This is a genomic window from Vibrio thalassae (assembly GCF_900089835.1).
Taxonomy (GTDB): domain Bacteria; phylum Pseudomonadota; class Gammaproteobacteria; order Enterobacterales; family Vibrionaceae; genus Vibrio; species Vibrio thalassae.
Genome location: NZ_OANU01000023.1, coordinates 115,361 through 141,989 on the forward strand (window position 1 = coordinate 115,361; position 26,629 = coordinate 141,989).

The 26,629-nt window shown below is 44.7% G+C and carries 25 protein-coding genes; 9 read left to right on the plus strand and 16 right to left on the minus strand.

The features are described from left to right. Positions 1 to 23 precede the first annotated feature (23 nt). Positions 24 to 302, minus strand: a complete 279-nt coding sequence (locus tag VTH8203_RS09610; RefSeq protein WP_096993476.1) for a hypothetical protein — start codon at positions 300 to 302, stop codon at positions 24 to 26. A 96-nt stretch (positions 303 to 398) separates the two neighbouring features. On the opposite strand from VTH8203_RS09610, the gene VTH8203_RS09615 reads away from it, so the two are divergent. The 3 genes from VTH8203_RS09615 (at position 399) to VTH8203_RS09625 (ending at position 2,308) form a co-directional block, all read left to right on the plus strand. Continuing rightward, a complete protein-coding gene (locus tag VTH8203_RS09615; protein WP_096993544.1) occupies positions 399 to 707 on the plus strand; it encodes a DUF1289 domain-containing protein in 309 nt (102 codons plus the stop codon). A 95-nt stretch (positions 708 to 802) separates the two neighbouring features. Further along, positions 803 to 1,231: an acyl-CoA thioesterase gene (locus tag VTH8203_RS09620; protein ID WP_096993477.1), complete on the plus strand. Its 429-nt coding sequence runs from the start codon at positions 803 to 805 to the stop codon at positions 1,229 to 1,231. A gap of 138 nt (positions 1,232 to 1,369) precedes the next feature. After that, entirely contained in the window at positions 1,370 to 2,308 is a 939-nt protein-coding gene (locus VTH8203_RS09625) for a M14 family metallopeptidase (RefSeq protein WP_096993478.1), read from the plus strand. Positions 2,309 to 2,472: 164 nt separating this feature from the next. Here VTH8203_RS09625 and VTH8203_RS09630 read toward each other — a convergent pair whose 3' ends face one another. Next, positions 2,473 to 3,291, minus strand: a complete 819-nt coding sequence (locus VTH8203_RS09630; protein WP_208617732.1) for a retropepsin-like aspartic protease — start codon at positions 3,289 to 3,291, stop codon at positions 2,473 to 2,475. A gap of 494 nt (positions 3,292 to 3,785) precedes the next feature. Here VTH8203_RS09630 and VTH8203_RS09635 point away from each other — a divergent pair, with 494 nt between their 5' ends. After that, a complete protein-coding gene (locus VTH8203_RS09635) occupies positions 3,786 to 5,099 on the plus strand; it encodes a BamA/TamA family outer membrane protein (protein WP_208617733.1) in 1,314 nt (437 codons plus the stop codon). 26 nt (positions 5,100 to 5,125) lie between these two features. Here VTH8203_RS09635 and VTH8203_RS09640 read toward each other — a convergent pair whose 3' ends face one another. Beyond that, positions 5,126 to 6,004, minus strand: a complete 879-nt coding sequence (locus tag VTH8203_RS09640) for a LysR substrate-binding domain-containing protein (RefSeq protein WP_096993480.1) — start codon at positions 6,002 to 6,004, stop codon at positions 5,126 to 5,128. 165 nt (positions 6,005 to 6,169) lie between these two features. Here VTH8203_RS09640 and nagE point away from each other — a divergent pair, with 165 nt between their 5' ends. Together nagE and VTH8203_RS09650 are read left to right on the plus strand one after the other, a co-directional pair. Further along, complete coding sequence (gene nagE / locus VTH8203_RS09645; RefSeq protein ID WP_096993481.1) at positions 6,170 to 7,642, plus strand: N-acetylglucosamine-specific PTS transporter subunit IIBC; 1,473 nt, start codon at positions 6,170 to 6,172, stop codon at positions 7,640 to 7,642. 169 nt (positions 7,643 to 7,811) lie between these two features. Beyond that, positions 7,812 to 8,057, plus strand: coding sequence for a helix-turn-helix domain-containing protein (locus tag VTH8203_RS09650; RefSeq protein ID WP_244181182.1), 246 nt, complete (start codon positions 7,812 to 7,814; stop codon positions 8,055 to 8,057). A 90-nt stretch (positions 8,058 to 8,147) separates the two neighbouring features. Here VTH8203_RS09650 and VTH8203_RS09655 read toward each other — a convergent pair whose 3' ends face one another. From VTH8203_RS09655 to phhA, 4 genes are all read right to left on the minus strand, one after another. Next, positions 8,148 to 11,276 carry an efflux RND transporter permease subunit gene (locus VTH8203_RS09655; RefSeq protein WP_096993482.1) on the minus strand — a complete coding sequence of 1,043 codons (3,129 nt, stop codon included), beginning with the start codon at positions 11,274 to 11,276 and terminating at the stop codon, positions 8,148 to 8,150. Next, a complete protein-coding gene (locus VTH8203_RS09660) occupies positions 11,269 to 12,435 on the minus strand; it encodes an efflux RND transporter periplasmic adaptor subunit (protein WP_096993483.1) in 1,167 nt (388 codons plus the stop codon). Before VTH8203_RS09660 ends, VTH8203_RS09655 begins: the two co-directional genes overlap by 8 nt. Positions 12,436 to 12,600: 165 nt before the next feature. Continuing rightward, positions 12,601 to 12,936 carry a 4a-hydroxytetrahydrobiopterin dehydratase gene (locus VTH8203_RS09665; RefSeq protein ID WP_096993484.1) on the minus strand — a complete coding sequence of 112 codons (336 nt, stop codon included), beginning with the start codon at positions 12,934 to 12,936 and terminating at the stop codon, positions 12,601 to 12,603. Then, a complete protein-coding gene (gene phhA, locus VTH8203_RS09670; RefSeq protein WP_096993485.1) occupies positions 12,929 to 13,720 on the minus strand; it encodes a phenylalanine 4-monooxygenase in 792 nt (263 codons plus the stop codon). The genes VTH8203_RS09665 and phhA overlap by 8 nt, the downstream gene beginning before the upstream one ends. Before the next feature lie 224 nt (positions 13,721 to 13,944). Between phhA and VTH8203_RS09675 the strand changes: the two genes are divergently transcribed. From VTH8203_RS09675 to VTH8203_RS25010, 3 genes are all read left to right on the plus strand, one after another. Further along, a complete protein-coding gene (locus VTH8203_RS09675; protein WP_096993486.1) occupies positions 13,945 to 15,924 on the plus strand; it encodes an acetoacetate--CoA ligase in 1,980 nt (659 codons plus the stop codon). A 127-nt stretch (positions 15,925 to 16,051) separates the two neighbouring features. Next, entirely contained in the window at positions 16,052 to 16,780 is a 729-nt protein-coding gene (locus tag VTH8203_RS09680) for a glycosyltransferase family 2 protein (RefSeq protein ID WP_096993487.1), read from the plus strand. Between the two features lie 53 nt (positions 16,781 to 16,833). Then, positions 16,834 to 18,012: a VTT domain-containing protein gene (locus tag VTH8203_RS25010; RefSeq protein ID WP_096993488.1), complete on the plus strand. Its 1,179-nt coding sequence runs from the start codon at positions 16,834 to 16,836 to the stop codon at positions 18,010 to 18,012. On the opposite strand, the gene VTH8203_RS09690 is transcribed toward VTH8203_RS25010, so the two are convergent. From VTH8203_RS09690 to VTH8203_RS09730, 9 genes are all read right to left on the minus strand, one after another. Continuing rightward, entirely contained in the window at positions 18,009 to 18,359 is a 351-nt protein-coding gene (locus VTH8203_RS09690; RefSeq protein WP_096993489.1) for a GlpM family protein, read from the minus strand. The two genes, VTH8203_RS25010 and VTH8203_RS09690, sit on opposite strands and share 4 nt — an antisense overlap. A gap of 3 nt (positions 18,360 to 18,362) precedes the next feature. Beyond that, positions 18,363 to 18,719 carry an acyl-CoA synthetase gene (locus tag VTH8203_RS09695; protein ID WP_096993490.1) on the minus strand — a complete coding sequence of 119 codons (357 nt, stop codon included), beginning with the start codon at positions 18,717 to 18,719 and terminating at the stop codon, positions 18,363 to 18,365. A gap of 172 nt (positions 18,720 to 18,891) precedes the next feature. After that, complete coding sequence (locus VTH8203_RS09700; RefSeq protein WP_279627171.1) at positions 18,892 to 19,929, minus strand: LacI family DNA-binding transcriptional regulator; 1,038 nt, start codon at positions 19,927 to 19,929, stop codon at positions 18,892 to 18,894. Between the two features lie 184 nt (positions 19,930 to 20,113). Further along, on the minus strand, positions 20,114 to 20,311 hold the full coding sequence (locus VTH8203_RS09705) for a hypothetical protein (protein WP_096993492.1): 198 nt from the start codon (positions 20,309 to 20,311) through the stop codon (positions 20,114 to 20,116). Between the two features lie 38 nt (positions 20,312 to 20,349). After that, positions 20,350 to 21,447 carry an ABC transporter ATP-binding protein gene (locus VTH8203_RS09710; protein WP_096993493.1) on the minus strand — a complete coding sequence of 366 codons (1,098 nt, stop codon included), beginning with the start codon at positions 21,445 to 21,447 and terminating at the stop codon, positions 20,350 to 20,352. 5 nt (positions 21,448 to 21,452) lie between these two features. Continuing rightward, positions 21,453 to 22,415 (minus strand): carbohydrate ABC transporter permease, encoded by a 963-nt coding sequence (locus VTH8203_RS09715; protein WP_096993494.1) that lies wholly within the window; start codon positions 22,413 to 22,415, stop codon positions 21,453 to 21,455. A 6-nt stretch (positions 22,416 to 22,421) separates the two neighbouring features. Next, positions 22,422 to 23,285 (minus strand): carbohydrate ABC transporter permease, encoded by an 864-nt coding sequence (locus VTH8203_RS09720; protein WP_096993495.1) that lies wholly within the window; start codon positions 23,283 to 23,285, stop codon positions 22,422 to 22,424. A 101-nt stretch (positions 23,286 to 23,386) separates the two neighbouring features. After that, on the minus strand, positions 23,387 to 24,736 hold the full coding sequence (locus VTH8203_RS09725; protein WP_096993496.1) for an ABC transporter substrate-binding protein: 1,350 nt from the start codon (positions 24,734 to 24,736) through the stop codon (positions 23,387 to 23,389). A 61-nt stretch (positions 24,737 to 24,797) separates the two neighbouring features. After that, complete coding sequence (locus tag VTH8203_RS09730; RefSeq protein WP_096993497.1) at positions 24,798 to 26,495, minus strand: alpha-amylase family glycosyl hydrolase; 1,698 nt, start codon at positions 26,493 to 26,495, stop codon at positions 24,798 to 24,800. Positions 26,496 to 26,629 lie beyond the last annotated feature (134 nt).

Consider the following 26,629-nt stretch of genomic DNA (forward strand, 5'->3'; position numbering starts at 1 on the left):
CCTTTTTTATTGATTAGGGAACATTACCGAATGGGCAGCGACGTCATCCAAAAATGAATCGCAACTGGCAAAATTAAAGCTTGAATGAACAAGATAAAACTAATATTGCGGCATTCTACTCGCACCAAAATCGGTGACAGTGCAAACAGAAGCAAACAGATTGCCGTTAGAGTGTAGTTATCCAAATAGAGCCACAACACTAAATATCCACTTAACAAAGCGAGCGCAATGTTGGAGAATGCAAGCTTGCGAGCTAAGGCGAGAATAAACATCACGCCAATGATTAAAAAGAGTGTCGTCATTTATTTTTGGAAATGATAATTATTACCATTTAATTCTAGCGCTCTAAGACAAACTGTGCAACCTATTGATTTAAATCTATGACTAAAACTATTGCTATCGCCACTCCTTGTAAAGCCGCCTGTAAAAGCGAAGGTGGCATTTGTTCTGGTTGCTTTCGTACTATGGACGAGTTGTCTGCATGGCGTTTAATGGAAGAAGAAGAACGCGATGACAAAATGGAGCAATTAGCAGGTTCTATAACCACACACATTTGCCCCAAATGTGAAGAAGCCGCCTATTGTGACATCTCGGCGGGCCACGATACCTGTTGGTGTTTTGAACTGGACAAGCGCGATACGTCTTCCATCGAACAATCCGATCTGTGTTTGTGCCGAAAATGCCTCTCAACCCTACCTATTGAATAACCCCCCAAACGGAGTACTCAACTTCGCACCGTCAATGTTGCATTATTGTTAATTCAAAAATAGAGTAAATGCAAAACTCAATAAGGGATAACAATATGGAATCGTTGCTTAAGGACTACTCTGTCGTTACGGAGATCCCTGTCGCTTGGGGCGAAATGGATGCACTTAATCACGTCAATAACGCAGTGTATTTTCGATACTTTGAAACCGCGCGACTCGACTACTTCAGTCACATTAACCTAATGGAAGACATGGCAGTCACGAATATAGGCCCAGTACTTGGGGAAACCTATTGCCGCTATAAACTGCCTGTCACCTACCCCGATACATTACTTGTCGGCTCTCGAATTACTGAGGTACAAGAAGACCGCTTTAAGATGGAATATCAAGTGGTCAGCAAGAAGATTGGCAAAGTCACCACGACGGGGACAGCCACGATCGTCATGTTTGATTTCACCACCAATCGAAAAGCTCTAATTTCCGAGAAACTCATGTCAGCGATTGAACAAGCAAACCACGATTAGACGCTATCACACAATATCTATTGGACCGCTGGAACAGCGGTCCCAAAATGATTTGTCACAATCTTCACATCCTGCTCATTGCACGTTAAACCCTGCAAAGCTATCCTTGCAGCACAAACAATATCGAGAATGGAAACCATGAAAAACCCGTTTCACTACCCTATCGGTACCCCAGGCCAAAAATGGACTGCGGAAGATGTTACCCAATGGCGCGAATCAACTTCCGTTAAGCGTCTATACCGTGAAGATGTACTGCCAAAGATTGAAGCGTTAAAAGATACGTTTAACGTTGAGCAATATGGTGCGCTTTCCTACGATGTCGAGCGATTCCCGCTATTCGTGTTAAAAACTAAATCTTGGAATTCGCAAAAGCCGACGATTCTTGTGACGGGAGGCGTTCATGGCTACGAGACGTCTGGTGTTCACGGTGCATTGCAATTCGCCAAAGAAAATGCCTCTGACTATGAATCTCTGTTTAACTTAGTGATTGCCCCCTGTGTCAGTCCTTGGGGCTATGAAACGATCAATCGTTGGAACCCGAATGCTGTTGACCCTAATCGCTCTTTTTATCAAGATTCACCAGCAGAAGAGTCGGCAAATCTAATGGCTATGGTCGCGTCGTTAGATACTAAGGTGTGGGCACATATCGATTTACATGAAACAACGGATACCGATGAAAGTGAGTTTCGTCCAGCATTAGCGGCTCGCGATGGTCTCGACTATATCGAAGACAGCATTCCTGACGGTTTCTATCTTGTTGGTAATACAGAGAACCCTGCTGAAGAGTTTCAGGCAGCGATCATCAAACACGTAGAAAAAGTCACCCATATTGCCCCACCAGACCAAAACGGCAACATCATCGGCTCTGAAGTAGTGCAACATGGTGTTATCAATTACCCGCTGAAAAAGCTCAGCCTCTGCACAGGCATGACCGATTGTGAATACTCCACCACGACTGAAGTCTATCCAGATAGTCCAAAAGTCACCTCACAAGAGTGTAACGATGCTCAGGTCGCATCGATCGTTGGCGCTCTAACTTACCTAAAAGCGCAAATGGTATTTGATGGTACTCGTTAGAACTTTTGACACCATAGTAAACGAAACGACACCCTAGAAAAATTGCTATTGTGCTGTAGCACCCTGTCACAGGCGTCAGCACAATACTTATCATTTTTTACCTTCAAAGGTACGACATTTCCTACCGGGATAAATCATAAGTCAAGGCATGCAGCAAATCTAGGTCATTCCACTTTTGGTTGTAAAATTAGCTGTTGCGTCACTTGATCGATCTTAAACTGATAGTGGCTTAAAAAGTTCATACCCAGTAACCCAGGTCCAGATCGTTTTGAACGCATTACACCGAATTCAAAGGGGCTATGTGTTTGGGAGCCGATGCGCATTGTCGGGCTGTGATAAAAATCGATAACGGCCATCCCATTGGCCGTGCTGACTTCGCGGTATTCTAGAAAAATTACCGAACCAAAGAGAATATCAAATTGAGCTTCTGTTAACGCACTAATAGTGGCCCCAGTATCAATCATAAGTTCCAAAGGTTTATCAGCGAAGAATGCTGTCACGATATAATGTTCACCACGTTTTTCTAGGGGAATTTGTTCAATAGTTGGCGACACTTGAGACGATTGTTTGAGCCTTTCACGCAGTGCTAATATTGTCGGGTGTTTGCTTTGTTCTAGCGTCAGCTGATTGAGCAAAAAGTCGGCGTCAATCGTGTTATTTAGGGCTAAGTACGCTTCAATGATGTGAATATAAATATCAATGTTATCAGATAGCTGGTTTAACCAGCGGTTTCCCAAATCAATAGTTCTTTGGTAATTTCCGCTTTTCGAGTGATAAGAAAGCTCCTCATTTATAGTCTCTAAAAGAAAGGGATACGGCTTCTCTTTGCCACTCAGATTTAACATGAGTTGGATAGCATCAGCTCGCTCATTCAGGGCAAGATAAATTTGTATCTCAAGCCGTAGCGCGTCGTTATTGGTAGGTTGAAGAGTCAAGAATTCTTGAACCGAAACTAATAGCTTTCTGAGCAGGGTTTCATCCATTTCCTCTGTCCTCTGACTCATCAGCGATAAGGTCGTTTCGTGAATGGATTGGTCCTGAAAACGATTGTTGGGGATAGACTCCTCTATAAACTCAGTCTTATATTTACTGGCGTCTAATCCGCTTACCGAGACTGTTTCTTCATTATCGAGTGTCTTTTGTCCTATCACTAAGTGTTGCAGTTCACCCTCAGAGGTGCTCAACGAAGGTGGGGTCTGAAAATCAAAGTGTTGATCAAGCCATTCGCCTACGTAGTGTAGACCAAAGGCCACATTAAGCGCCAAGGACCCAACCAATGAAAAGGTCAGAAATATCCTCATTGTGTTAGACATCTCAATTATCACTTATTATGGCTGTTTAAAGTTCTAGCTACAAAATTATGACTAATAATTCAACAAGTCAACGACTCAGTGTTCCGTAACGGTCCAAATCAGGCTAAGCTAGTCAGCGCCCATCCATTCTAATAATGAAACGTTCTCAAGGAAGTCCAATTCGTATGACATATCGCAGTATCATAAGTGTCATCGCTACTTTATCGTACTCACTCACTGCAGTGGTAGCGCAAGGAGCGACGCCAACTAACGTCAAGTCGCGTATTGACCGACAAGAAACGCCAGACAGAATTCGTGAGTCTATGGTTCTGCCTTATCTATTTAGTACCGAGACCATGGGGCTGAATGTCGGTGTTGGCGGCATGATTAAAGGTATTCACCAAGACCAAATGACGATCGGTGGCACTGTCTTTGGCGGTGAAACTAGCTATGCATTAGCCGCGGGTGTCTGGAACTATATGATTCCAGGGACCGAGCGCGTATTCTTGAGCGCCTATGGAATGTTCGGGTACTATCCGAAGCAACGCGCCTACACCTCAGGGAACACTTTCTACACCCCGCCACGCCCTGGCAGTAACGACTCTTCTAATCTGGACTACCTAGAAGCTGATGGCGCTTCCAACTGGTTTGATATCAAAATGGAGTACGTGTTACCGATTGGCGCCACAAAAGACCAAGGACTTGTCGACTATAAAATCCGCAATGGCCTACTGATTTCAGAGCCTTCTGGCGGTAAAGAATGGAATCCCTTGACTAGCGGTTCAACCATCTTTGTGGCTCGTCAGTTCAATCGTTACCAATCTTTTGAATTCCAACAAGGTGATGTCGACGGTGCCATTCATGCTATGGAGTTTGGCATTCTTTACGACAATACCGACTTTGCCCCTAACCCTTCTTATGGCAGTCGGCAATACATTGCAACTTCTCACGATTGGGGTTGGTTCGAATCTAAAAAACAATGGTCATTTAATGAGCTTGATATGAGCAAATATTTTTCGCTCGGCAAGTCAGATTGGGCATCACAACGAATCATCGCCATGAACTTCTGGACGGGTTACTCTCCAACGTGGGAAGTGACAGATAATGCTAATGGAACGCAATCTATAAATGGTAATGCGCCCTACAATGAAGGCGCCACATTAGGTGGCTTCACACGTATGCGGGGCTATGACAATAATCGCTTCCATGACAAAGCCGTGATTTATGGCTCTGCAGAATACCGCTATACCTTGGCCTACAACCCTATCAAAGATATCTCTTGGTTGAATTTCTTAAGAGTGGATTGGATTCAGCTCGTCGGCTTTGTTGAGGTCGGTCGTGTGGGCTCTGCCTACACTGCCAAAGAACTGCTCACCGATCTTAAGTACGATGGTGGAGCCTCAGTGCGAGCACTTATGGCTGGGCTTGTGGTGCGCGCCGATATCGCAAAGTCGCCAGAAAGCACTAACTTCTGGATCATGGTTGATCACCCATTCTAAATGCCTCATTGCCCCGATAGCCAACATTACAGTTGGCTATCGATCCAATGAATAAATGTCCTGAGCTTTGGTCTTTCTTCATGCCCCTTTATACACACTACATCGTAGGTTTGACTTGTACTCATTGAAGGATACGGACAAACCAACTCTCCTCTCTCGATATAGTCTTTGACGAAGTAATATCGTCCCATCGCAAGGCCTAGTGAGTTCAACGCGCCCGTTAGATCCAATCCTCGGTGACCAACGCAATAAAAATGCTTAAAAATATTCAGATCATAGTCATGATATTTGATCCAACGCTCCCAGACATTTGACCCTAGTGCATGGATAAGATTAACGTCTCTTAGTCCATCTAAGCCCCGCTCAAAAAGCTTAAATCGCTGAGCATAGTCAGGCGAGCATATAGGAACATAGCGCTCACCAAACAGAGGTTTAACAAAACAGTCCTTTGGCTTCTCATCGCCATAATAAAACGCAATATCCACTTGGTCGTTCTCGAAGTTCTGTTGCTCTTCATGGACAAGAATATTTACATTAAAGTTAGGATAGCGTTGATTAAAATCTTTGAGTCTTGGCACTAACCAGGAAGAGGCGAAATTGGGGGAACTAGCAATCGTTATCTCTCCACTCATGTCCGTCGATTTGATTTCTTCGATCTCACCAAAAATAGAGTGCAATGATTTTGAAAGCGTTTGATGAAACCGCTCTCCTTCCTCGGTAAGCCCTAGTTTCCTTGTACCTCGCGTGAATAAATTAAACCCTAACGACTTCTCAAGTACCTTAATTCGATGGCTCACAGCACCTTGAGTCAAGTGTAATTCCTTTGCTGCAAGAGTAAAACTAAGCAACTTCGCCGCCACATGAAAGGTATGTAGGTTTCTTAATAAGGTTTGCTCATTCGCCATATCACGCCTCAACTTATTAAAATTTTTAATCCATAGTACCCGAAAATTAGTTTGTTCGCACCGATAAATAAGTTTCAAATAGCACACAGAAAGCGAATAAATTCCCTGTGGTTGCGAGCACTACAGGGCAAAAGTTCAGTGGGTAATAAACACAAAGAGGTTTGAATGAACATACTCGGCTACATGCAAAAAGTAGGTAAGGCATTAATGGTTCCCGTGGCCACTCTGCCTGCCGCAGCGATTTTAATGGGGGTTGGCTATTGGTTAGATCCAACCGGGTGGGGTGCAGACAGCACCCTTGCTGCGTTTTTAATTAAGTCCGGCGGTGCAATCATTGACAATATGGCGGTGTTATTTGCCGTCGGCGTAGCATTTGGCCTAAGCAAAGACAAGAATGGCTCCGCTGCGTTATCTGGTTTTATCTGTTTTTTAGTCCTGACGACTCTCCTTTCACCAGAAACGGTTCAGCAATTAAAAGGCATTAGTGCAGACGAAGTACCTGCCGCCTTTGGCAAAATCTCTAACCAGTTTGTTGGTATTATTGTCGGTATCGTTTCTGCTGAAATCTACAATCGCTACTCAGGTGTCACGCTACCTAAAGCATTAGCATTCTTCAGTGGCAAGCGCCTCGTTCCTATTCTGACCTCTATTGCGGGTATGTTGTTAGCCTTCGTACTGCTTTATGTCTGGCCTGTAGTGTATGACGCTCTTATCGTGTTCGGCGTTAAACTTCAATCCATGGGGGCAATTGGCGCAGGTCTGTTTGGCTTCTTTAACCGATTAATGCTAACTGTTGGCATGCACCACGCGTTGTACCCTGTTTTCTGGTTTGATGTCGTTGGCATTAATGACATTCCTAATTTCTTAGGCGGTGCTCAGTCTATTGCTAACGGAACGGCTACGGTTGGTGTGACTGGCATGTATCAAGCGGGCTTCTTCCCAATCATGATGTTTGGTCTACCAGGGGCGGCGTTGGCGATTTACCACTGTGCAGATAAAAAGAACAAATCAGCCGTGTTCTCTATCATGCTTGCTGCTGCGATGGCCTCTTTCTTTACAGGAATTACTGAGCCACTAGAGTTTAGCTTTATGTTCCTAGCTCCAGGTTTGTACTTACTTCACGCCGTGCTGACTGGTATTTCACTATATATTGCTGCAAGTATGCAGTGGATCGCAGGATTTGGTTTCTCCGCTGGTTTTGTCGACCTAGTCCTGTCTAGTCAAAACCCGCTTGCTGTTCAGTGGTATATGCTTATTGTGCAGGGCTTAGTTTTCTTCGCCATTTACTACTGCGTGTTCCGTTTCGCTATTTTGAAATTCAACTTAAAAACGCCAGGTCGTGGTGAAGACATGGCTCCAGAGCAAGAAACAGCGGTAGGCGGTGATCAAGGTATCGAAGGCTTAACTCACCAGTATATTGAAGCCCTAGGTGGTAGTGACAATATTACTGAAGTAGACAATTGTATTACTCGCCTACGCCTATCAGTAAAAGACTCTGGCATTGTAGACAAAGAAAAACTCAAACAACTTGGTGCCGCAGGTGTTGTTCCAGTTGGTAAGAACGGTATTCAAGTCATCATAGGACTAGGAAAGGTCGACAAAGTCGCCGAACAGATGAAAGTCGCTTTAGCGCAATGATAACGGACTCGTGATGTAAACCCTTTCTCAATTTGTTGAATCACCCTCAACAGAGAAAAATCGGCGGTATCACCTTACCGCCTCCCCCTCGAAGTGCAGAGTCGCTTAGTCACCTACTTTGCACTTCTTTTCATTCTCATAAGTCACTAATTTATATGACAAATATCTTTTGATTGCTAAGTTTTATAAAATCCATATCATTTCTATAAAAGCCGCCACAAAGCTAAGTCCGAAACAATACATTACGCAAATTAGGCTAGAGTCCTCTAAACGAAACCTTAGCAAGCTGAGCGTTACTGACGCAGCCTACGAAGCTGGGTATGACAATATTTCCCACTACATACGACTGTTTAAAAACACTTATGGACTGACTCCTAAGCAATATCAACGCTCATTAACTCATGGCAATCATTAGACCGTGCCGCCTAGTCCCTTTGGCGTATTAGCACAAAGGGAAGATTATCTACTGATTCAATACACCAATAACTCGTCATCACTGTACGAATCATATCGCAGGTTTGTTTTTGTTTTCTTTTACTGGAAAATAGACTCGTTTGAGTTTGCCAAAAATCTTACCTATATCTTCAATAATCACATACAAGCAAGGTACAGCGATAAGTGTCACGACCGTGGCGTACATCACAGCAAAGCCTAAAGCGACTGCCATAGGCTTCACGAACGCAGCCTGAAGACTGGTCTCAAACATAATAGGTAACACCCCAAAGAATGTGGTGATAGAAGTGAGCGTAATCGCCCTAAACCTTGCACAGCCAGCTTCAACCACAGCTTGCTTGGCACAATCACACCGCGATTTTATTTGGTTGACGTAATCGGTCATGACCAAAGAGTCATTAATGACAACCCCCGCTGCGGCAATCAAACCAAATGTGGACATCATACTCATATCAAGGCCGTAGAAGTAGTGTCCCCATATCGCTCCCGTTAAGCTAAACGGAATAACAGACATAATGATAAACGGCTGAGCATAACTCTTTAATGGCAAAGCCAATAGAATGTAAACCGTTATCATCCCTGCGATAAAGAACACGATCTGCTCGGCTTTTTGTTTTTGCTGCTCCTCAATAGTGCCACCTAGCTCGGTTTTCACTTCAGGGAATTGAGTGCGCAGTTCTGGAAGCACATTGTCTTCTATATTCTTAACCGCTCTATCGGGCTCAATCACCGCTTCGTCAATAGAACCATAGATATAAACGGTTCTAAACCCGTTCTCACGTCGTATCTGATTGATGCCCGGCTTACTGGTGATGTTGACCACATCGCCTAACATCACTTTTTTGCCTGACGGGGTGTGAATCAAGGCATAGCGCAATGACGAGAATGCTTCACGCGTCAGTTTAGGGTAGCGAACCATGACTCTTACTTCTTCTGTGTTCCGAAGTACCCGCTGCGCTTCTCCACCATAAAAGCTGCCGCCAACTTGTGACGCTACATTTGCTAAATCTAGCCCGAGATCGTAAGCCACAGGTTTGAGCGAAAGTTGCACTTCGCGGCTGCCCGTATCCATCGAAGAACTGATATCAAACAGCCCCGTCTGAAGCTGAAGCTTTGAAATAAGCTCACGCCCAGCGGCATTCAGCACTTCCATATCAGGGCCATACAGCAAATAACCAAACTCATCGCCCTCTTCGCCGCCAGTCACATTGTCGTTAATGACAATAGACTTCAAACCAACGATCGTCGGCATTTTCTCACGCCAACGACGAGAGAGCTCAAACGCGTCAACCGGGCGCACCTTTTCATCAACAAGAGGAAGGATGATCATGCCCTCGGTGCGACTGGTGTTAATCGTCATCATGTCGCGAATAACAGGCTGCCCGTACTCTTGCTCTATCTCCTTGTCGACCTCACTCACCACTTTTTCAAGAGTAAGCAAAGCATCAATCGTTTGTTCATCGGATGCATTACTGTTCATCTCAATTTTGATCATTGGGAAATCAGACGGAACTTTAGGGCTAGGGATCATACGAACGTGACCTGATGTGAGCATTGCCGCACTGATAACCAAAACGGCGATAAAGCCAGCCATCACTGACCAACGCCACTCCACACACCACGACACGGTGCGCTTGTATGGCCCATGAACAAAGCGGAAAAATGAGCGATTGAAACGGGCGCGATAACTGTTCTCTTTAACTGGGGTAAATTTGGTATGAGACAAATGGGCTGGCAGGATGAGCTTTGACTCGATCAAGCTGAAAATCAAACAGAAAATAACAACAATTGAGAGGCCATAGAAAAACGCTTTCTCTGGCCCTGTCGAGAATAAGAACGGAACAAACACGGCAATAGTTGTTAGCACTCCGAAGGTAGCCGGAGTTGCGACACGCTGAGCTCCGCGCACGACATTAGTGACGCCTCCCCCTTCTTTCTCAACCTCGGTGTAGACGCTTTCTCCTATGACGATGGCATCATCCACCACAATACCGAGCACCATGATAAACGCGAACAGTGTGATGATATTGATGCTGACATCGAACAGCGGCATCAGCATCACGGCTCCCAAGAAACAGACAGGTAAACCCACCATCACCCACATCGCTAAGCGGAATCGTAAGAAGATGGTCAGCAATACCGCCACCAGTACCGCCCCCTGTAACAGGTTTTTAAGCATCATATCCAAACGCGCATTCAAGTAATACGTCATATCCATTAGAGTATGAAGTTTGATGCCGTGTGGTAGCGTCTGATTTCTTGCGTCGATAAAGCGTTTTACCGTCTCTGCAACAGGCACCATATTTTGAGTTTTGGTTGCCTTTACCGTTAAATAAATGCCATTCTCGCCCGAGAATTTAAAATAGTGTTGACCTTCGGTAAACTCGTCTTTGATTTTGGCAATATCACCTAATAATACCTTGGAGCCATTCGCGCCAACTTTGACGGGTATCTGTCGAAACTCAAAGCCGTTGTAATATTGGTTTTCGATACGAATCGACACTAAACCCGTGTTCGTTCTCACTTGCCCTGCAGAGAAGTTAGCCGAGTACTTCTGAATCGCTGCGACCACATCATCAAGAGTCAGGTCGTACGTTCTTAGCTCATCAGGGTGAACTTCAATACCGATTTCATCGGGTGGAGAACTGACTTCAACGAGAGAAACATCACTCAGCTGTAACAGCTCTTTCTCTACCTGTTTAGCAATGGTCTTTAACTCAGATAACGATGTATTGCCCGACAAAACCATGCCGATAACGTCCTGCTTAAATTCAATCTGAGTGACCTTGATCGGTTCCATCGCTTTGGGAAAACTCGCTATCGCATCGACCCGCTGTTTTACCTTATCCAGCACTTTCATGAGATTGGCCTTAGTGTCAATCTCCAAGGTCACCACACCACCACCTCGGTAAGCGTCTGTCACCGCCTTTTTTATCTCAGTCACATCTTTGAGCGACTCTTCCACTTTGATAAGAATCGTCTCTTCGATTTCTTGGGCAGAAACCCCAGGGTAAGAAGCGGTAACGCTGATATAGTTGATTTCAAAGTTTGGGAACATCTGACGCTGAATCAGAAAGTAGCTCACCGTTCCCATAATCAAAATGAAGGCCATGAGTAGGTTGGCAGCGACCGAGTTGTTGGCAAAAAGGGCGATAATGCCGCGCTGAGTGGACTTACTCACTGGCTGCTCCTTGGTTTACCAACACCTCTGAACGGTCATTTGATCGTACCACCGACATCCCAATTTGCGGAAATTCAGGTACGGTTAATACCAACTCATCGCCATCTTTTACACCCGAATCAATGTAGAAATTAGCCTGCTCTTCACGCAAAACATGGACCGTCTTAGGAACGAGCTTGTCTTCTTGATCGATAATCCACACTCGGTCGTCGGTGACCAACTCCTGCGGCACTTTAAACAGGTTAGGGATCTGTTTACCATTAAAAACCACTTCGACATATGAACCAAAAGGTAGTGGTTTAGCATCCGTTTTCAGCGCATAAGGATCGTCAATTCGAATCACCAGGTTAGCCATTCTGGTCGCGCTGTCTACCACCCCTAGATCACGCATAATCACCCCATCTCGAACCGAATTCGTTCGTCCCTTAGAGATAACATCGGCTTTGACTCCAACAATATTGTCTGGTAAGAACGGCGCGTCAAAGCCGGCAATAGGCACCATCACTTCCGCCGACTCGATATTGTTCAACTCTGCAACTTGCGCCCCCGAGGTAATATACTGACCAACACCGATACTTCTAGAGACCACCAACGCGTCATAAGGCGCTTCAACCTCGCAGTTGGCAAGATCACGATTGGCTCTACGCAACGCAGCCTGCGCCGATTTAACGCTGGCCTCGGCACTTAGCACTTGGGGAATACGCAGGTAGAGATCAGAGACTTGAGTGTCTTTAATTTTCTTTGCCTGCCTTTCGGCAACTTTCGCTTTAGCACGCTCTTCGATGAGCGTCGCTTGCGCTTGAGCAAGTTGGGCTTGGGCTTGCAGTACCGCTGCTTGATAATTATCTTTTTCGATGGTGAAGAGAATTTCACCACGCTTTACCACCCCACCAGCTACAAAGTTTGGATGCCAACTGGTGACTTCACCGGAAACTTGTGTCGATAGCGCAGTGCGCTCAAGGGGAACAACCTCACCAAAACTTGAGATTTGTACTTGATGGTTTTCGGCTTGCAGGATTTGGGTTTTAACTCTAGGAATGGTGTCGACTTGTTTTTGGTCGTCAATTTCCGGAGCGGTTTGCTCCACTAGCATGAAGCCACCCGCGGCCACACCTAATATCGCGAATGGTAGAATCCATTTAATACTGCGCTTGAACATAGCTTCCCTTGATTTCTATTCTTCTGCTTTGATTATTGTACGTAATTTCAGCTAGAGAAACTGTAAGGAAACCTCATCTTTTTCTGTGTTTGTGTGAAGAGCAGCAATAAAAACAAGAAGGTATGCATCGCCGCATACCCTCCACACTAGATTCATAGGAGGGAGTTATGAGTGCGACAGCGAATCACATTTAGCCGCGCAAATAAAATCGTTTTTATGCAGTCCTTTAATTGAGTGACTCCACCACGTCAGAGTGACTTTCCCCCACTCCAACAGAATGGCGGGGTGATGAAACTCATCTTCTGCTAACTCGGCAATCTTATTAGCAAAGGCCCAAGCCAGCTTAAAATTCTTGAAAGTAAACTGTTTTTCCAACTGAGGAATGCCATCTCTCTCTATGATGCTCCAACCACTCAACTCTGAGAGTAATTGTTGCTGCTCTTCCTTCGTTAATGCCAGTGCATCGCTACTACACGCTTCACAGCGCAGTTCATTAAGCATGGGTCTTATCCTTTGGTTCAAATAGTGGTGGCAACAATCCAGCGTTCATCGCTCGATTAACGTATTCGGTGAGATCATCCGATCGTAGTTGGTAAAGTTGATCAATATCATCCAGCACAAAGTAGGTTGGCTGCATGATATCGATACGGTACGGAGTTCTTAACACGGTATCCAAGTCGAAAGATTGGCGCAGTGGTCGTTCATCATCTAACGCATAGAGGGTTTCTCCCGGTGAGGAGAGGATTCCACCACCGTAAATTTTGGTTTGCCCGTTTTGCTCCAGCAAACCAAACTCAACCGTAAACCAGTACAGTCGAGCTAGATATACTCGCTGCTTAGCGTCAGCTTCACTGCCTAACTTGCCGTAGATTCGAGTAAATTCGGCAAACTTCGGATTGGTTAGCATGGCACAATGGCCAAATATCTCATGAAAGAAATCCGGCTCTTGCAAGTAGTCAAACTCTTCTCTCGAACGCAAAAACGTGGCAACAGGAAATTTGCGATCGGCCAATAGCGCAAAGAATCGATCAAAATCAATCAGCGCAGGCACCGGTTCTACTTGCCATCCCGTTTCTCTCTGTAATACTCGATTGATTTCGGGTAGCTGAGGTACACGATCAAGTGGCAGATCCAGCAAATCTAAACCGCGCAAATACTCCTTACACGCTCTCGCTTTGACTAAGTCGAGCTGCCGAACAACCAAGTCATGCCAAATCTGATCTTCCTCGCTACTCCACGCCACAAAACCGAGCTCATCGATAGGCTTTGATACGTACTTAGTCATCTTGTCACCATTAACAAATCCGTTACATTAAGCCTATGTGCGGAGAATTTTACTGACAATGATTGCATCGGACTCCAACTTGCACCGCCGTGTAACAATTTATTTACATTTGCGTAAATTCTTCGGACTAATCAATGTATTGTTTTCAGCTGCCATAATTTGACGTATTGAAAATTCACACCAAAACTTAATCACATTCATCGCAGTAAGCACAAAGGAAGCGCATGCCAAATCACGACACGGATCACACTCCACTCTGGTCACCTTCTATCGAACGAATCGAGATTTCTCATCTCAAAGCCTTTATGAAAGTACTAGAACAACAAGAACTCAGCTTTGGTGATTACGCTCAGTTGCATCAGTGGTCCATAAGCCAATCAGAATCCTTTTGGAGCGAAGTCTGGGATTACTGTGGTGTAGTTGGAGACAAACGTGCGCCGATTTGCCTGTTAGGCGAGCCAAAATGGAATGAAGCGCTCGCTGCGCGCGATACGCTGTGGTTTCCCAATTCAACGTTGAACTATGCGGAAAATCTTCTAGCTCATGGCATCCATCACCCGTCTGAAATTGCCATTCAGTTTCACAATGAACATCATCAGTCATCTGGCATCACTTGGCAGCAACTACTTGAACAAGTTTCTGTTGTCCAGCAATGGCTAATTGAATCAGGTATTGGCGAAGGCGATGTGGTGGCCGGCTATCTACCACATATTCCTCACACCGTTATCGCCATGCTTGCTACAACTAGCTTGGGTGCGATTTGGACGTCTACTTCGCCAGATTTTGGCGTCGACAGTGTCATCGAACGGTTTGGGCAAGTAGAACCTAAAATCCTATTCTGCTGTGACGGGTATCGTTTCAATGGCAAAGCTTTCGGAATGATTGAGAAAAACCAAAGCCTTGTTGATGCTATTCCATCGATTACTCAATGTTGCCTGATTCGTTATGCCGAGCACAACAATGGTCAAATGGAAAACGCGATAGATTGGCACGCCTTGGCACATCGCTTTTCTCCTGTGCCTCTCACTTTCCATCGCGTTAGATTTAACGCTCCATTGTTCATTCTTTACTCTTCAGGGACCACTGGTAAGCCTAAATGCATCGTGCATTCTGTCGGTGGCACCACTATTAATCACTTGAAAGAACATCAACTTCATTGTGATATCAAACCCGGAGATCGCGTATTCTATTACACCACTTGTGGCTGGATGATGTGGAACTGGCAAGTCTCGGCTCTGGCTTCTGGTGCAACCTTAGTGATCTTTGATGGCAGTCCTGTCTATCCAAAAATACACTCTCTTTGGCAGTTAGCCGTCGATGCCAAGATCACTTTGTTCGGCACCTCTGCAAAATACTTAGAGACACTACAAAAACTTCATTATCGCCCTAAAGAGCACTACGATTTAGCCAATCTAAAAACGTTATGCTCAACAGGCTCCGTACTTTACCCACAGCAGTTTGACTATGTCTACGATGCCATAAAGTCAGACCTTCATTTGGCCTCCATCTCGGGTGGCACAGACATATGCGGCTGTTTCGTTCTGGGTAACCCACTCTCCCCTGTATTTAAGGGTGAATGTCAAGCTCCGGGGCTGGGGCTTGATGTTCAGGTATTCAACGAGCAAGGAAGACCTGTGATGGAGGAGCGCGGTGAACTGGTTTGCATTAATAGCTTTCCCAATCAACCTGTCGGATTTTGGAATGATTCAGGCAAGCGCTATCATGACGCCTATTGGAGTACATTTTTCGGTGTTTGGAATCACGGTGATGATGTAAAGCAGAGCCACACAGGCGGTTTGACGTTCTTTGGGCGTAGTGACGCCACGCTTAATCCTGGTGGCGTACGAATTGGTACGGCTGAAATCTATCAGCAAGTGAATCAACTTGAGCAAATTGCCGATTCGATCGCCGTTGGAAGAAACCAAGGTGGTAGTGAAACAGTCGTGCTGTTTGTGCAGCTCAAAGAGGCCGAAATATTGGACGACAACCTGAAACAGCAGATAAAACAACGTTTAAAAACACATTGTTCCCCTCGTCACGTTCCATCTGAAATCTACGCTATTAGTGAAATACCACGCACAAAATCGGGCAAGTTGGTGGAACTAGCGGTAAAACAAACCCTACATGGTCAAACCGTGAAAAACAAAGGGGCAATCGCCAATCCTTGGGTCTTAGATGAAGTCCAATCTCACACTCAAATCTAACCTGTTGTACTCAGCCCATGGAGAATAAAAATTAACTGAATATGAATTGCCTTCTCATCAAAGGTTAAGCGCGCCCGCGTCATAATCCAATCATCAACAAACACCTAATGAACAAAGGGACTGGATTATGAAACCACTAAGCATTGTTATTATCACTCTGAACGAAGAGAAAAGAATCGCTCGTCTACTCAGTGATTTGAGCTGTCAAACCAACCAAAACTTCGAAGTGATTGTCGTTGATTCCAACAGTGCTGACCGCACTTGTGAAGTGGCCGAAAAATATCGTCCAGCCCTTCCTGAACTGACTATTCACACCATGGAAACACGTGGCGTCAGCCTTGGCCGTAATACCGGCGCTAAGTTAGCCAAGTATGAACGGCTGCTGTTTCTTGATGCCGATGTCCGTTTAGACAAAAACTTTCTAGAGAATGCGATGACCAAGCTGGAGCAAGAGAAGCTGGAAGTTGCAGGTATTTACATGGGTTCGCGTAAGCTTGCACCTGCCTACAAAGCCGGTTATGGACTCTTCAACGCTGGGTTATTTACCACACAGTTCTTTTTTCCAACCGCGGTTGGTGCGTGTATTTTCTCAACCAAACGTGCTCATGACGAAATCGGAGGGTTTGATGAAAGTATCGTGCTTTGCGAAGACTGCAACTACGTAAAAAAAGCCGCTAAGACATGGCGCTTTCGATTTTTGCCACTGAGTTTCCAGTTTGACCCACGTCGTCTTGAGCAAGATGGATTCTTTAAGATGGGATTCACGTACTTAAAAGCCAATGTTCGCCGATTCTTCTTTGGTGAAATGCGTAACAACGAAATGGAATACAAATTCGGTCACTACCAGCAGCAGTAACCAATCACTCTTATCCCATCAAAACGACAACACTAAGGACGTAAGGAATCGTTATGTTTGAGACATTGGGACTGTTTCTCGGCTCTTTCTTTGACGCGGTCATTGGCCCTAACCACGTGGTTCCGGGGGAACCGTTTATGATTGCTGCCGGATATCAACTCTATAGTGGTGGATATCTCGCAGTGCTCGCGGTTCTCTTCGGGGGATTACTCGGCGACCAATTGAGCTTTTTTATTGGCCGCCATTACGGCTTTAGCGCACAAAAGAAGCTTCTTCGCTGGCAACCTAAAATACGCAGACCGCTAGCTCGATGTCGCCTTCTTATGAATCGCCGGACCTTTTGGGTCATTGCCTTCGCAAGGCTGCTAGGCCCTATTGCGTGGGTGGTGCCGTTTATGGCCGGAGCTAACCATATTCGTTGGCGTAAGTTTTCTTTCTATGCCTTGATAGGGCTATTGTTGGGTGTAGGCCAATTCGTTATCTGGGGCTACCTGTTAGCCGCAGGAGTGGACAATGTGCCAGTACTCGGAGAGATAGCGACCTTCGTTTCTGAACATAAATACACGTTAGGACTAGGCTTACTGTCGTTGGTTTTACTCTATTTTGCACTAAAAAAACAATGGCGCTACGCATGGTTGAAAGCAAGCAGCTTTCTATTCATTGGGATGTTAGCGCTAAACTACTCACACTTTTTTTGGTTTAGTGACGATACCGTTATCACGACGACCAACACGAATAACAACATCATTGATGTCAACCAACTCAACTATAAGGTTGGAATGAGACAGTTGTTTGAACTTTTAGGAATGAGCAAAAGCGCGGTTTATCACTACTACAAAAGCAAAGATGAACTCTTCAAGGCAGCCACTGAAGCAATGGTGAACGTTGACGCAGATGCGTTGACAGGCAAACCTGTCAGCCAAGGTGCGACAAACGAGCAAAAGATAGAGAATTTCATTGCCATCTTTGAACAAATGGCGCCTCGCTTTTTCAAAGAAATGCAGCTCGTTACAGATTATATCGAAGTGATCGGCGAGACCAAGGTCGCAGGCGATCCTAGCATGATGTTAGCGAATCAAAAGTATCTGGCTCTATTAGGCCATTATGTCTCAGAGAAGAACAAACAAGCGCTTTATACCTTAATGCTAGGATTGCTAAATCATCAAATCATGATAGGTAAACCACTTGATCAGGAATACATTAGTTACATGATAAAAGGGCATCTCTCCTAAGCCGCAATCACCATGGTTTTATTCCACACTCCCAATAAAATGGTCGCGAAAAGAACCCATACCATAACAGCAGAAAGTAAAGTCCCAGTTAGAGTCAAGAAGTAACTAAAATAGTACACCGCCAATAAGTAGGCGGCATACGGGAGCAATGAATAGATCCCAAACAATGCCGTCATACGAAGCGCTTCCATATTGCGCTCAGTACCAACGATGTAATGGGCGATAAGCGCAAAGCTTGGAAACAGTGGAACCAATCCGGCGATAAAAAAACTCTTACTTTTCGAAAGGATTGCGATGAGTAAGACTGCCAGAGCGCCGATCAAGCACTTTATGAATAATGCGATCATTGGTTAGGCCAAGTTAAAGAATAGTTCGTCGTCGGTCATGTATTTATGCTTACGTCCCAAGTTGCGAACATGCATAAACATAAACTCAGGAAACGCTGGCGCTAGCAGATCGTTTGGCTCCCACACTGCTCCACCAACAAACACGTATCGACCTTGCTTGTCTTCATGGTGGTGAGGGTTATTCAGCTCAGTAGAGAGCTCCGCGCGCACGCCATCAATCACACACACGACTTGCCCACGAGCAACGCCAATTACTCGATTGACCAAATTGGCTTTCATTCCACATTTCCAAGCTTGACGAGTTGCCCACTCAAAGCCCTGTTTGCGAGCACCTTTTTGCACGTTAACGATTAAGTTCATTGCTTGCGATCCATGATGGTCTGTTTTAACAAGCATCAGGTTAGAATGGATGGTAATGACTAGCGAGCAATAGGTAGAGGTCAATTCTCATTCGATGATAAAACATACCTACTATTGGAGCGTTAACAAGCACCCTGCACGTGTTTAAACTGTAGAGTGATCAGTTTTTGGATTAGGTTAGTGCCTCATTGGTAATTTTGTCAGATTGACGAGCCACAATCTCCGCTTGGAACCAATTTTGAATCATAAAGCCTTTGTTCTCCAAACGATTAAGCATCAATTTAGCCATTTCTTCTCCCACACTATGCGTGTCATAATACAACGTTGTGATAGAAGGTTTACCGTAGCGACTGTGCTCGTAGTCACCATAACCCGCAATCGCAATATCGACACCTGGTTGATAACCAAGTTCTTCACAAGCCGCTATCGTACCTAACGCCATAGTATCATCAGCACACAAGATCGACGTTGGGCGCTTAGCTAATGATAATACCTCTTTGGCCATCTTGATCGCATCTTCTTCGTTAAGCTCACCGTTGAGTAATAAACGGTCATCTATACATAGTCCCGCTTCTTCCATGGCCTTTATATAGCCTCTCTTGCGAGCTTGTGAGAGCGTCAGTTCAATAGGTGCGTCTAAGAAAGCAATGCGAGTATGTCCATGCTCAAGCTGACGTTTAGTCATCTGATAAAAGGCATGTTCATTGTCAACGTCAACAAAGCAATCTTCTTCAAAGCCGATATCATAACCATGGCAAATATAAGGAAATTGCTTCTGTTTTAGCATGGCAATACGTTCATCATTATTGCGTGTGCGAACAATAAAAAGCCCATCAATCAGACCACTATCAATGAAATCCGAATAGACCTTATTCTCATCTTGGCAATCAGTAATGGTTGTTACGATCAATTGGTAACCATGATGAGCAAGAAATGTTGATGCGCCTGCAAGTACTTTTGAGAAGCCAGGGGAAACAAACATTCTCGAGTTGGCAGGTAAGATAATACCGACGTTTTTGGATTTACCCGACGCCAAACGCTTAGCCGTTGGGTTAGGTTTATAGTCCAACGCTTTTGCTGCCGCCAACACCTTTTGCCGAGTTGCTGGGTTGACATCATTGTATCCGTTTAACGCTCGCGAAACCGTAGATTTAGAGAGCCCTAAATGTTCTGCTAGTTTTTTTATCGACATAATACTCTTAGCTCTCACTAACTAATAACTCACTGCGACGGATGGAGGCAACGGGTTGTGGAGTCAACACGGTTTCCTTAAGTTGTGAATCGTACTTTTGCCAACCTTTTTGATTGGACATGACCTCATTATTTAGATTATTTTCACAAAAGTTCAACCAGTTAGCTGAACGGTGCGCACCATGTTCCAAGTAATCTTTGCGTCAATAGCAACCTTCTAACATAAACCTCAATAATGCAAGTGCGATTGGTGTTTTCGAAATAAATGTACCTGTAAGTGGATACGACTTTTCAATCAGTGCTTCAATACCAAATGGATGCTGTTTGGCACAGCCAGTAAATAACAGCACTCGTTCAATATCACCAAGGCCTTTCAGGCAGCAAAGACAATGAGCATCCATAAAAGTCCCCTTCATAAGTCCATGAAGGGGATGAGCAATTAGAGACGTTGCTCTGTTTTCACGTCAAACAGCAGGACGCGAGATAAATCGACGAGTAAGTCCATTTTTTGACCCCGCGTCACTTCTGAACGAAGGTCGAGGCGTGCTTTCACATTCTCTTCTCCCAACTTAAACAACACTTCTTTATCAAACCCCATCGGTTCAACTAGGTCGATGTTGATGTTATCGAAGTTAAAGGTTGTTTCACTCTCCCCAAAGAACTCCTTGTCATTGAAAAAGTCTGGACGAATGCCCACTTTTACGGCAAGTCCTTCCGCCGATACAGCCTCATCAAAATGAACTCCGGTCAGCAGCTTTCTAGGCAGTTGATATCCCCCTAGTTCCAGGTAATCGTTGTAGAGCGTACCGTCCATGATGTTCATTGATGGTGAGCCAATAAAGGTCGCCACGAAAATGTTGACAGGATTGAGAAAGATCTCCATCGGAGAGCCGACTTGCTCGATAATACCGTCACGCAGCACTACCACTTTATCCGCTAGCGTCATTGCCTCGACTTGGTCGTGAGTGACATAAACGCTGGTGCGGCCAAATCGGTTATGGATTTGCGCGATTTCAGTTCGCATATGGTTGCGTAGCTTGGCATCTAAATTCGACAAAGGTTCATCAAATAAAAAGCAATCTGCATCTCTTACGATGGCGCGACCCATGGCTACACGTTGGCGCTGGCCGCCAGAGAGGTCAGAAGGCTTCCTATTGAGGTAGTCTTCCAGCTTGAGCATTTTGGCAACGTCATCCAGACGACGCTGGATTTCTGACTCTTCCATCTTCAAACGGCGCAGAGCAAACACAATATTCTCTTCAACCGTTTTGTGTGGATACAACGCGTAGTTTTGGAACACCATCGCAATATTTCGATGTTGTGGCTCAACATCGTTGACGACTCTGTCTCCGATAGAAATTTCTCCTGATGTTGCCTGTTCCAAACCCGCGATCATGCGCAACGTGGTCGATTTACCACAACCAGAAGGACCCACTAATACAACAAACTCGCCGTCCTCGATATCAAGACTGATGTTTTTTACAACTTTGGTATCACCGTAGTTTTTAACAATATTTTTTAATGAAATAGAAGCCATAATATTTAACCTTTTACACCGCCATCAGTTTTGCCGCCATCCATATGTCGCATTGCAAATAAGAAACACACAATAATTGGAGCCAATGTCAGCATAGACGCTGCCATAATTCGGTCCCAAATCGCATTTTTTGACACAAACAACTCTTGTAATGCGAGTGGCAATGTATAGAACTCTTTAAATTGTTTAAGAAAGACTGAAGCAAATAAATATTCGTTCCAGCCAATGATAAAGCAGTACATAAATACCGTTGCGAGCATGGGAATCGACAGAGGAAGCACAACTTTGATAATCGCTTCCTTACGAGAGTAACCATCCATCATCGCCGCTTCCTCTAACGCAAAAGGAATAGTCCGGAAGTAGTTACCGAGCATATAGAGCGCTACTGGTAATGTTTGCACAATATAAATAGCAAATAGGCAAAATACGCTGCCCCACATAGAGGATGCCAACCCTACATTGACTGCCATTTGATACAGTGGAACCATTAACAACACACCACCAACCATGTAGACAAAAAGCACCGACCGCTGGACAACGACTTGTCCGGAGAATCTTAAGCGTGAGATCGAATAGGCCCCCATTACAGCAAAAATAAGTGACACCAGTGCAGCGCCAGCCGATACAGCAAAGCTGTTGAGCATGAATCGACCGAATGGAAACACGTCCGAATTGTCAGTATATTTCGCCAAAATGGCGTCTTTTTTCCCCTGAGATAATTTAGGGTTCTCAAGAATTTTCTTTATAGCTGGAGGGATTTCTACTGTCTGTCGCTCCGTCAATCCCAATAATTCTTTATAAGCATCGAGATTAACTACTTGAGGTATAAGCGATGGATTACCCCAGTCAAACTGATGCTTTAACGATGTTGAGAGTATTTGTGCAAAAGGCAGCAAACAGAAGCTAACGATGGAAAAAATTGCTAACGCGAATCCAATCCGTCCTTTAATCGTTTGTTTTCCTAACATAGTCATCTACCATTTGAGAATTTTTTTAACATAGAACCAAATCAACACACACAAAACGCTGAATTGAATTACCGATGTGGCCGCTGCTAGGCCTTGATCAATCACACCTGTGAAAGCTTGGTAGTACGTAAATACTGGAAGAGTTTCGACATTGGGTGCCAAAAGAAACACATCCTCAAAGCGATTAAGGTTCCAAATCAAACGCAATATCACAACAGTGGCCAAGACAAAGTAAATCTCCGGCAATGTCACATGGAAGAAGCGTCCGATTGGACCGTAGCCGTCAATAGCCGCTGCTTCATATTGATCTTTCGGAATAGACGTCAATTTTGACAAAATGAGTAAGTAAGCAATGGGGAAATGCTTCCAAACATCGAATATGATTACCACCCAAACGGCTGAGCCTGGTTCACCTATTAGGTTGGTGCGCTGGTCCCACAAGTTGAGTACATCAACCATTAACCAATTGAAGACACCATTCACAGGATCAAAAAGAAATTGCCAACCGAACACAACCGAGATTACCGGCGCAAAATACGGCATCAGGATAGCCGCACTGACAAGCCCTCTTCCACGAAAAGGCTCGCGCATTAAAAGAGCAACCGCTAGCCCCAAAAGGGTGGTTCCAGTAACTGTGCCGAATAGGTAAATGCCCGTCGTGACAATCGAAGAGTAATAATCTGGATTGGTAATTAACTGCAGGTAATTCGTCAAACCGACGAACGTCTTATCACCGTTTAGCTTAACGTCAAAAAAACTCAGGTAGACGTTGAAAACAATAGGGTAAAGTATCAAAATCCCAATGATACCAATGGTTGGCGCGACAAGCCTCCACCCAAACCGAGCTTCCGCTCTTTCTAATGGTGTCATAATAAGTCCTTTTCAATTTGAGCTAGCGCACCAAGCTAACCTAAAAAGCATTTCGAGTGATGGTGAGCTGCGATGTGACTCGCAACTCAACACTACGCTGGTTATTTAGAGATAACCTGTTCCATCTCCTTCTGAGCCCAATCGAGTGATTTCTGAGTGTCTTGGTCCTCAATCACCGTGCTGTAGATCATGCGTGGGATGATTTGCTTCGAGAATATCTCACCCGATTCTGGGAATGCTTTACCATCCACAATGGAGAAGTCCTTAATATTCTCAAACCCAGCGATAATTTCTTTGATCGACTCCTTGCCATAGTTGGCAAAAATTCCTTTAGGATCATTCAGGAATTCATCGGTTTGAGCGATGTCTCTAAGCATTGGAAGCTGTCCGCCCGGAGCCATGTGAGAGTAGGCCACTACCTGCTCTTTCTCGTTCATATATTCGATGAATGCCTGTGTGGCAGCGACTTCATCTTTGTCACTATTTTTCATTATTGAAAATGCGACCAGAGTCCCGTAGGTAGAAGGCGATTTGCGAGTAATCGTTGTCGCTAAACGAGTATTTTGGGCCAAATCTGGATCGAAAGCCGCTCCTTTGAGATCTTTAAAGTTCTCAGTACCCAAAGAGCTAGCCGCGGCCTCTGCTAGTGCAATATCGTCCATGATATAAGTCGAGTAGAAGAACATAGCCAATTTACCCTGCAGGTAGTAGTCCCGAGCTCGCCATGTTTGAGGCCCCGGCGGCGTATACTGCGCTAGCTCTTTATAGAAATCTAATACCTCTTTCTGCGCTTTTGAGTTAAACACTAACTTACCGTCTTTATCAAACTGAGGTGCATCATTCGACAGGGCAAACTGAGTGTATACTTGCTCCGCGTAATTGTCGGCTTTAGTACCAATAAGAATCCCATATTGGTTATCTTTGGGCTTGTTGAAGTACTTGGCCGCTTTTTGAATGTTCTCCCACGTGGTTGGCGGCTCTAAACCAGCCTCCTCAAACCAATCTGCACGATACCAAATACCCTGAACCCAACCACTGTAAGGTACCGCAACATACTTACCGTTATCAGGGTCTTGGACCATCTTTAATGCGCCCTTATAAAAGCGATCTTTACCGATGGCATTCACCGTCGCAGTAGTGGCGTTCTCGTCCACAATACCTTGCTCCGCAAAAGCGAGCGATAAGTTAGACCCAACCTCGACCATATTGGGCAATGTGTTTGATGCCGCCGCTGCTGCGATTTGTTTTGGCATATCATTTTCATCTACTGCCACTACTTTAACGTCGACACCAGGATTTAGTGCTTCAAACACGTCGACCATCACTTCGATGGTTTGAAGGCGGTCTGATTGCGTTTGTGTAGTCCAGTATTCTACCGTCGTTGCCTGCGCGAGGCTCGAGAGACCTAATCCGGCTGTCGCCATTCCGATAGTTAGTGTTTTCAGTTTCATCGTCATATCCCTTACGATTGATGTTTCGTTGTATATACAAGTAACGATTAAGTCACTCTCTTTACTTTTTCAACCACATCACCTGATATGGCTTAACGGTAACAACGCCACTGACACTGTTACCCAAAATCAAATCGTGAGTTACCCCGCTGAGTACTGCTTCGACATCTAACTCCACTACATGATTTGAAATATTGATCACCACCAATACGTCTTCATTCCGAAAAAAGGTGATGAGGTGTTTACTTAGTGCTATCACTCGCTGGCTAGCGCCAGGCGCAAAAGAACTATTTTTCCTACGTATACTCAGTATATGTTTGAAACGTACGAATACTTTAGCGCGATGAGAGTTGGGATTGTTTAGCTCCGAAACAAGCTTCTCTAGGGCTAATTTTTCACGATTGATTGCGCGGTTATGTCCTTGATTCTCTAGTCCTTTGATATCATTCCTAGAGCCCAACAAGCTATGTATATACACTCCAGGCACTCCTGCCATGGAAATAAGTAACGCTTGAGCGGCAATAAATCGATCTATATTAACGTCATCGTCCAAATCTGGGTCGCGAAGAGCATCGAAATAGTTAATATTCAGTTCGTAAGGGCTTTGAGTACCATCACCATTGTCTTTGAAAGATACTCGTCCACCATTTCTCTGGACCACAGACAGTAACTGATTGATTTGCTCTTGACTGAGAATGCCCTCAACGGGACGGACACCAATTCCGTCATGGGAAGCAAGGAAGTTAAAAAAAGTGGTCCGTTGTGTGCAAGATTCCAAGCCCGACATCCACTTCACGAATTCCTCGTTGTTACCTGTTTGTAGGGTATGAAGCGTTAAAGGCGGCAGAGGAAATTGATAGACCAAATGCGCTTCGTTGTAGCCATTGCCGAAATAACTGATGTTATCGCCATGTGGCACGTTGGTTTCAGTGATCAATTTAACGTGAGGCGCTACTGCGTTCATTAATGCTCGCAGCGCTTGGACAATGGCATGAGTTTGGGGCTGATGAATACAAGGAGTGTCCAGCTCTTTCCAGATAAAGCCAATCGCATCAAGACGTATATATGAGGCGCCTTGCTGCACGTAAAACAGCAGCAACTCGGCTATCTGCTGAAACACTGCAGGGCAACGGAAATTAAGGTCAATTTGATCATCGCTGAACGTCGTCCAGATATGCTTTTTACCGTATGCAGTATCAAACATCGTCAAAAGTGGTAACGCTCTAGGGCGTGTCACCGAGCTATAGTCACGATATGGGTTAGCTTCGGTGAAAAACTCTCGATACTGTGCTTCGCCTTTTAAATAGCCTTGAAACCAATCACTGGATTTTGAAATATGATTGATCACCCCATCGAACATTAGGTCATAATTATTCGACAGCGATTGAACATCCTGCCAATCACCCAATTCTGGGTTGATTTTCCTGTAATCAACAACAGAAAATCCGTCGTCTGATGTATAGGGATAAAACGGAAGAATATGCACAGCAGATAGCACGTCCGCCGCATTGTCGTTCAAAAACTCTCTCAGGGTCTGCAGAGGCGACTCTCCTTGTCTTTTTATCGAATCACCATACGTAATCAGTATGACGTCGCTTTGATCTACCCATTGTTTTTTGCCCACATACTCAGGCTGATTCGCAATAACATTGAGAAGGCTGGGAATGAGTTCATTAAGTTCAGTGGGTGAATACACACCTGCCAAGATTTGTTGTAGGTCTTTTTTAACTTGAGAGTTAGCCGTTTGTTCCTGAGCCATATTTATTTCCATTCTAACAAAACAAGCCACCAAAACCGGTTTTGATACTTTTCCAAAAAATAGTGGCTTTGAAATTCACCACTTGATAATTGCGACTTCCATTTAGTTTAGACAGGCTTTTTTGATTATTTATT

What these genes read in the sequence shown, in the direction of transcription:
- VTH8203_RS09680 (WP_096993487.1), top strand. Translation starts at nt 16,052, where the DNA reads ATGAAACCACTAAGCATTGTTATTATCACTCTGAACGAAGAGAAAAGA.
- VTH8203_RS09695 (WP_096993490.1), bottom strand. Translation starts at nt 18,719, where the DNA reads ATGAACTTAATCGTTAACGTGCAAAAAGGTGCTCGCAAACAGGGCTTT.
- nagE (WP_096993481.1), top strand. Translation starts at nt 6,170, where the DNA reads ATGAACATACTCGGCTACATGCAAAAAGTAGGTAAGGCATTAATGGTT.
- VTH8203_RS09630 (WP_208617732.1), bottom strand. Translation starts at nt 3,291, where the DNA reads ATGGATGAAACCCTGCTCAGAAAGCTATTAGTTTCGGTTCAAGAATTC.
- VTH8203_RS09690 (WP_096993489.1), bottom strand. Translation starts at nt 18,359, where the DNA reads ATGATCGCATTATTCATAAAGTGCTTGATCGGCGCTCTGGCAGTCTTA.
- VTH8203_RS09620 (WP_096993477.1), top strand. Translation starts at nt 803, where the DNA reads ATGGAATCGTTGCTTAAGGACTACTCTGTCGTTACGGAGATCCCTGTC.
- VTH8203_RS09675 (WP_096993486.1), top strand. Translation starts at nt 13,945, where the DNA reads ATGCCAAATCACGACACGGATCACACTCCACTCTGGTCACCTTCTATC.
- VTH8203_RS09705 (WP_096993492.1), bottom strand. Translation starts at nt 20,311, where the DNA reads ATGGATGCTCATTGTCTTTGCTGCCTGAAAGGCCTTGGTGATATTGAA.
- VTH8203_RS09725 (WP_096993496.1), bottom strand. Translation starts at nt 24,736, where the DNA reads ATGAAACTGAAAACACTAACTATCGGAATGGCGACAGCCGGATTAGGT.
- VTH8203_RS09635 (WP_208617733.1), top strand. Translation starts at nt 3,786, where the DNA reads ATGACATATCGCAGTATCATAAGTGTCATCGCTACTTTATCGTACTCA.
- VTH8203_RS09610 (WP_096993476.1), bottom strand. Translation starts at nt 302, where the DNA reads ATGACGACACTCTTTTTAATCATTGGCGTGATGTTTATTCTCGCCTTA.
- VTH8203_RS25010 (WP_096993488.1), top strand. Translation starts at nt 16,834, where the DNA reads ATGTTTGAGACATTGGGACTGTTTCTCGGCTCTTTCTTTGACGCGGTC.
- VTH8203_RS09730 (WP_096993497.1), bottom strand. Translation starts at nt 26,495, where the DNA reads ATGGCTCAGGAACAAACGGCTAACTCTCAAGTTAAAAAAGACCTACAA.
- VTH8203_RS09720 (WP_096993495.1), bottom strand. Translation starts at nt 23,285, where the DNA reads ATGACACCATTAGAAAGAGCGGAAGCTCGGTTTGGGTGGAGGCTTGTC.
- VTH8203_RS09665 (WP_096993484.1), bottom strand. Translation starts at nt 12,936, where the DNA reads ATGCTTAATGAACTGCGCTGTGAAGCGTGTAGTAGCGATGCACTGGCA.
- VTH8203_RS09660 (WP_096993483.1), bottom strand. Translation starts at nt 12,435, where the DNA reads ATGTTCAAGCGCAGTATTAAATGGATTCTACCATTCGCGATATTAGGT.
- VTH8203_RS09710 (WP_096993493.1), bottom strand. Translation starts at nt 21,447, where the DNA reads ATGGCTTCTATTTCATTAAAAAATATTGTTAAAAACTACGGTGATACC.
- VTH8203_RS09625 (WP_096993478.1), top strand. Translation starts at nt 1,370, where the DNA reads ATGAAAAACCCGTTTCACTACCCTATCGGTACCCCAGGCCAAAAATGG.
- VTH8203_RS09640 (WP_096993480.1), bottom strand. Translation starts at nt 6,004, where the DNA reads ATGGCGAATGAGCAAACCTTATTAAGAAACCTACATACCTTTCATGTG.
- phhA (WP_096993485.1), bottom strand. Translation starts at nt 13,720, where the DNA reads ATGACTAAGTACGTATCAAAGCCTATCGATGAGCTCGGTTTTGTGGCG.
- VTH8203_RS09715 (WP_096993494.1), bottom strand. Translation starts at nt 22,415, where the DNA reads ATGTTAGGAAAACAAACGATTAAAGGACGGATTGGATTCGCGTTAGCA.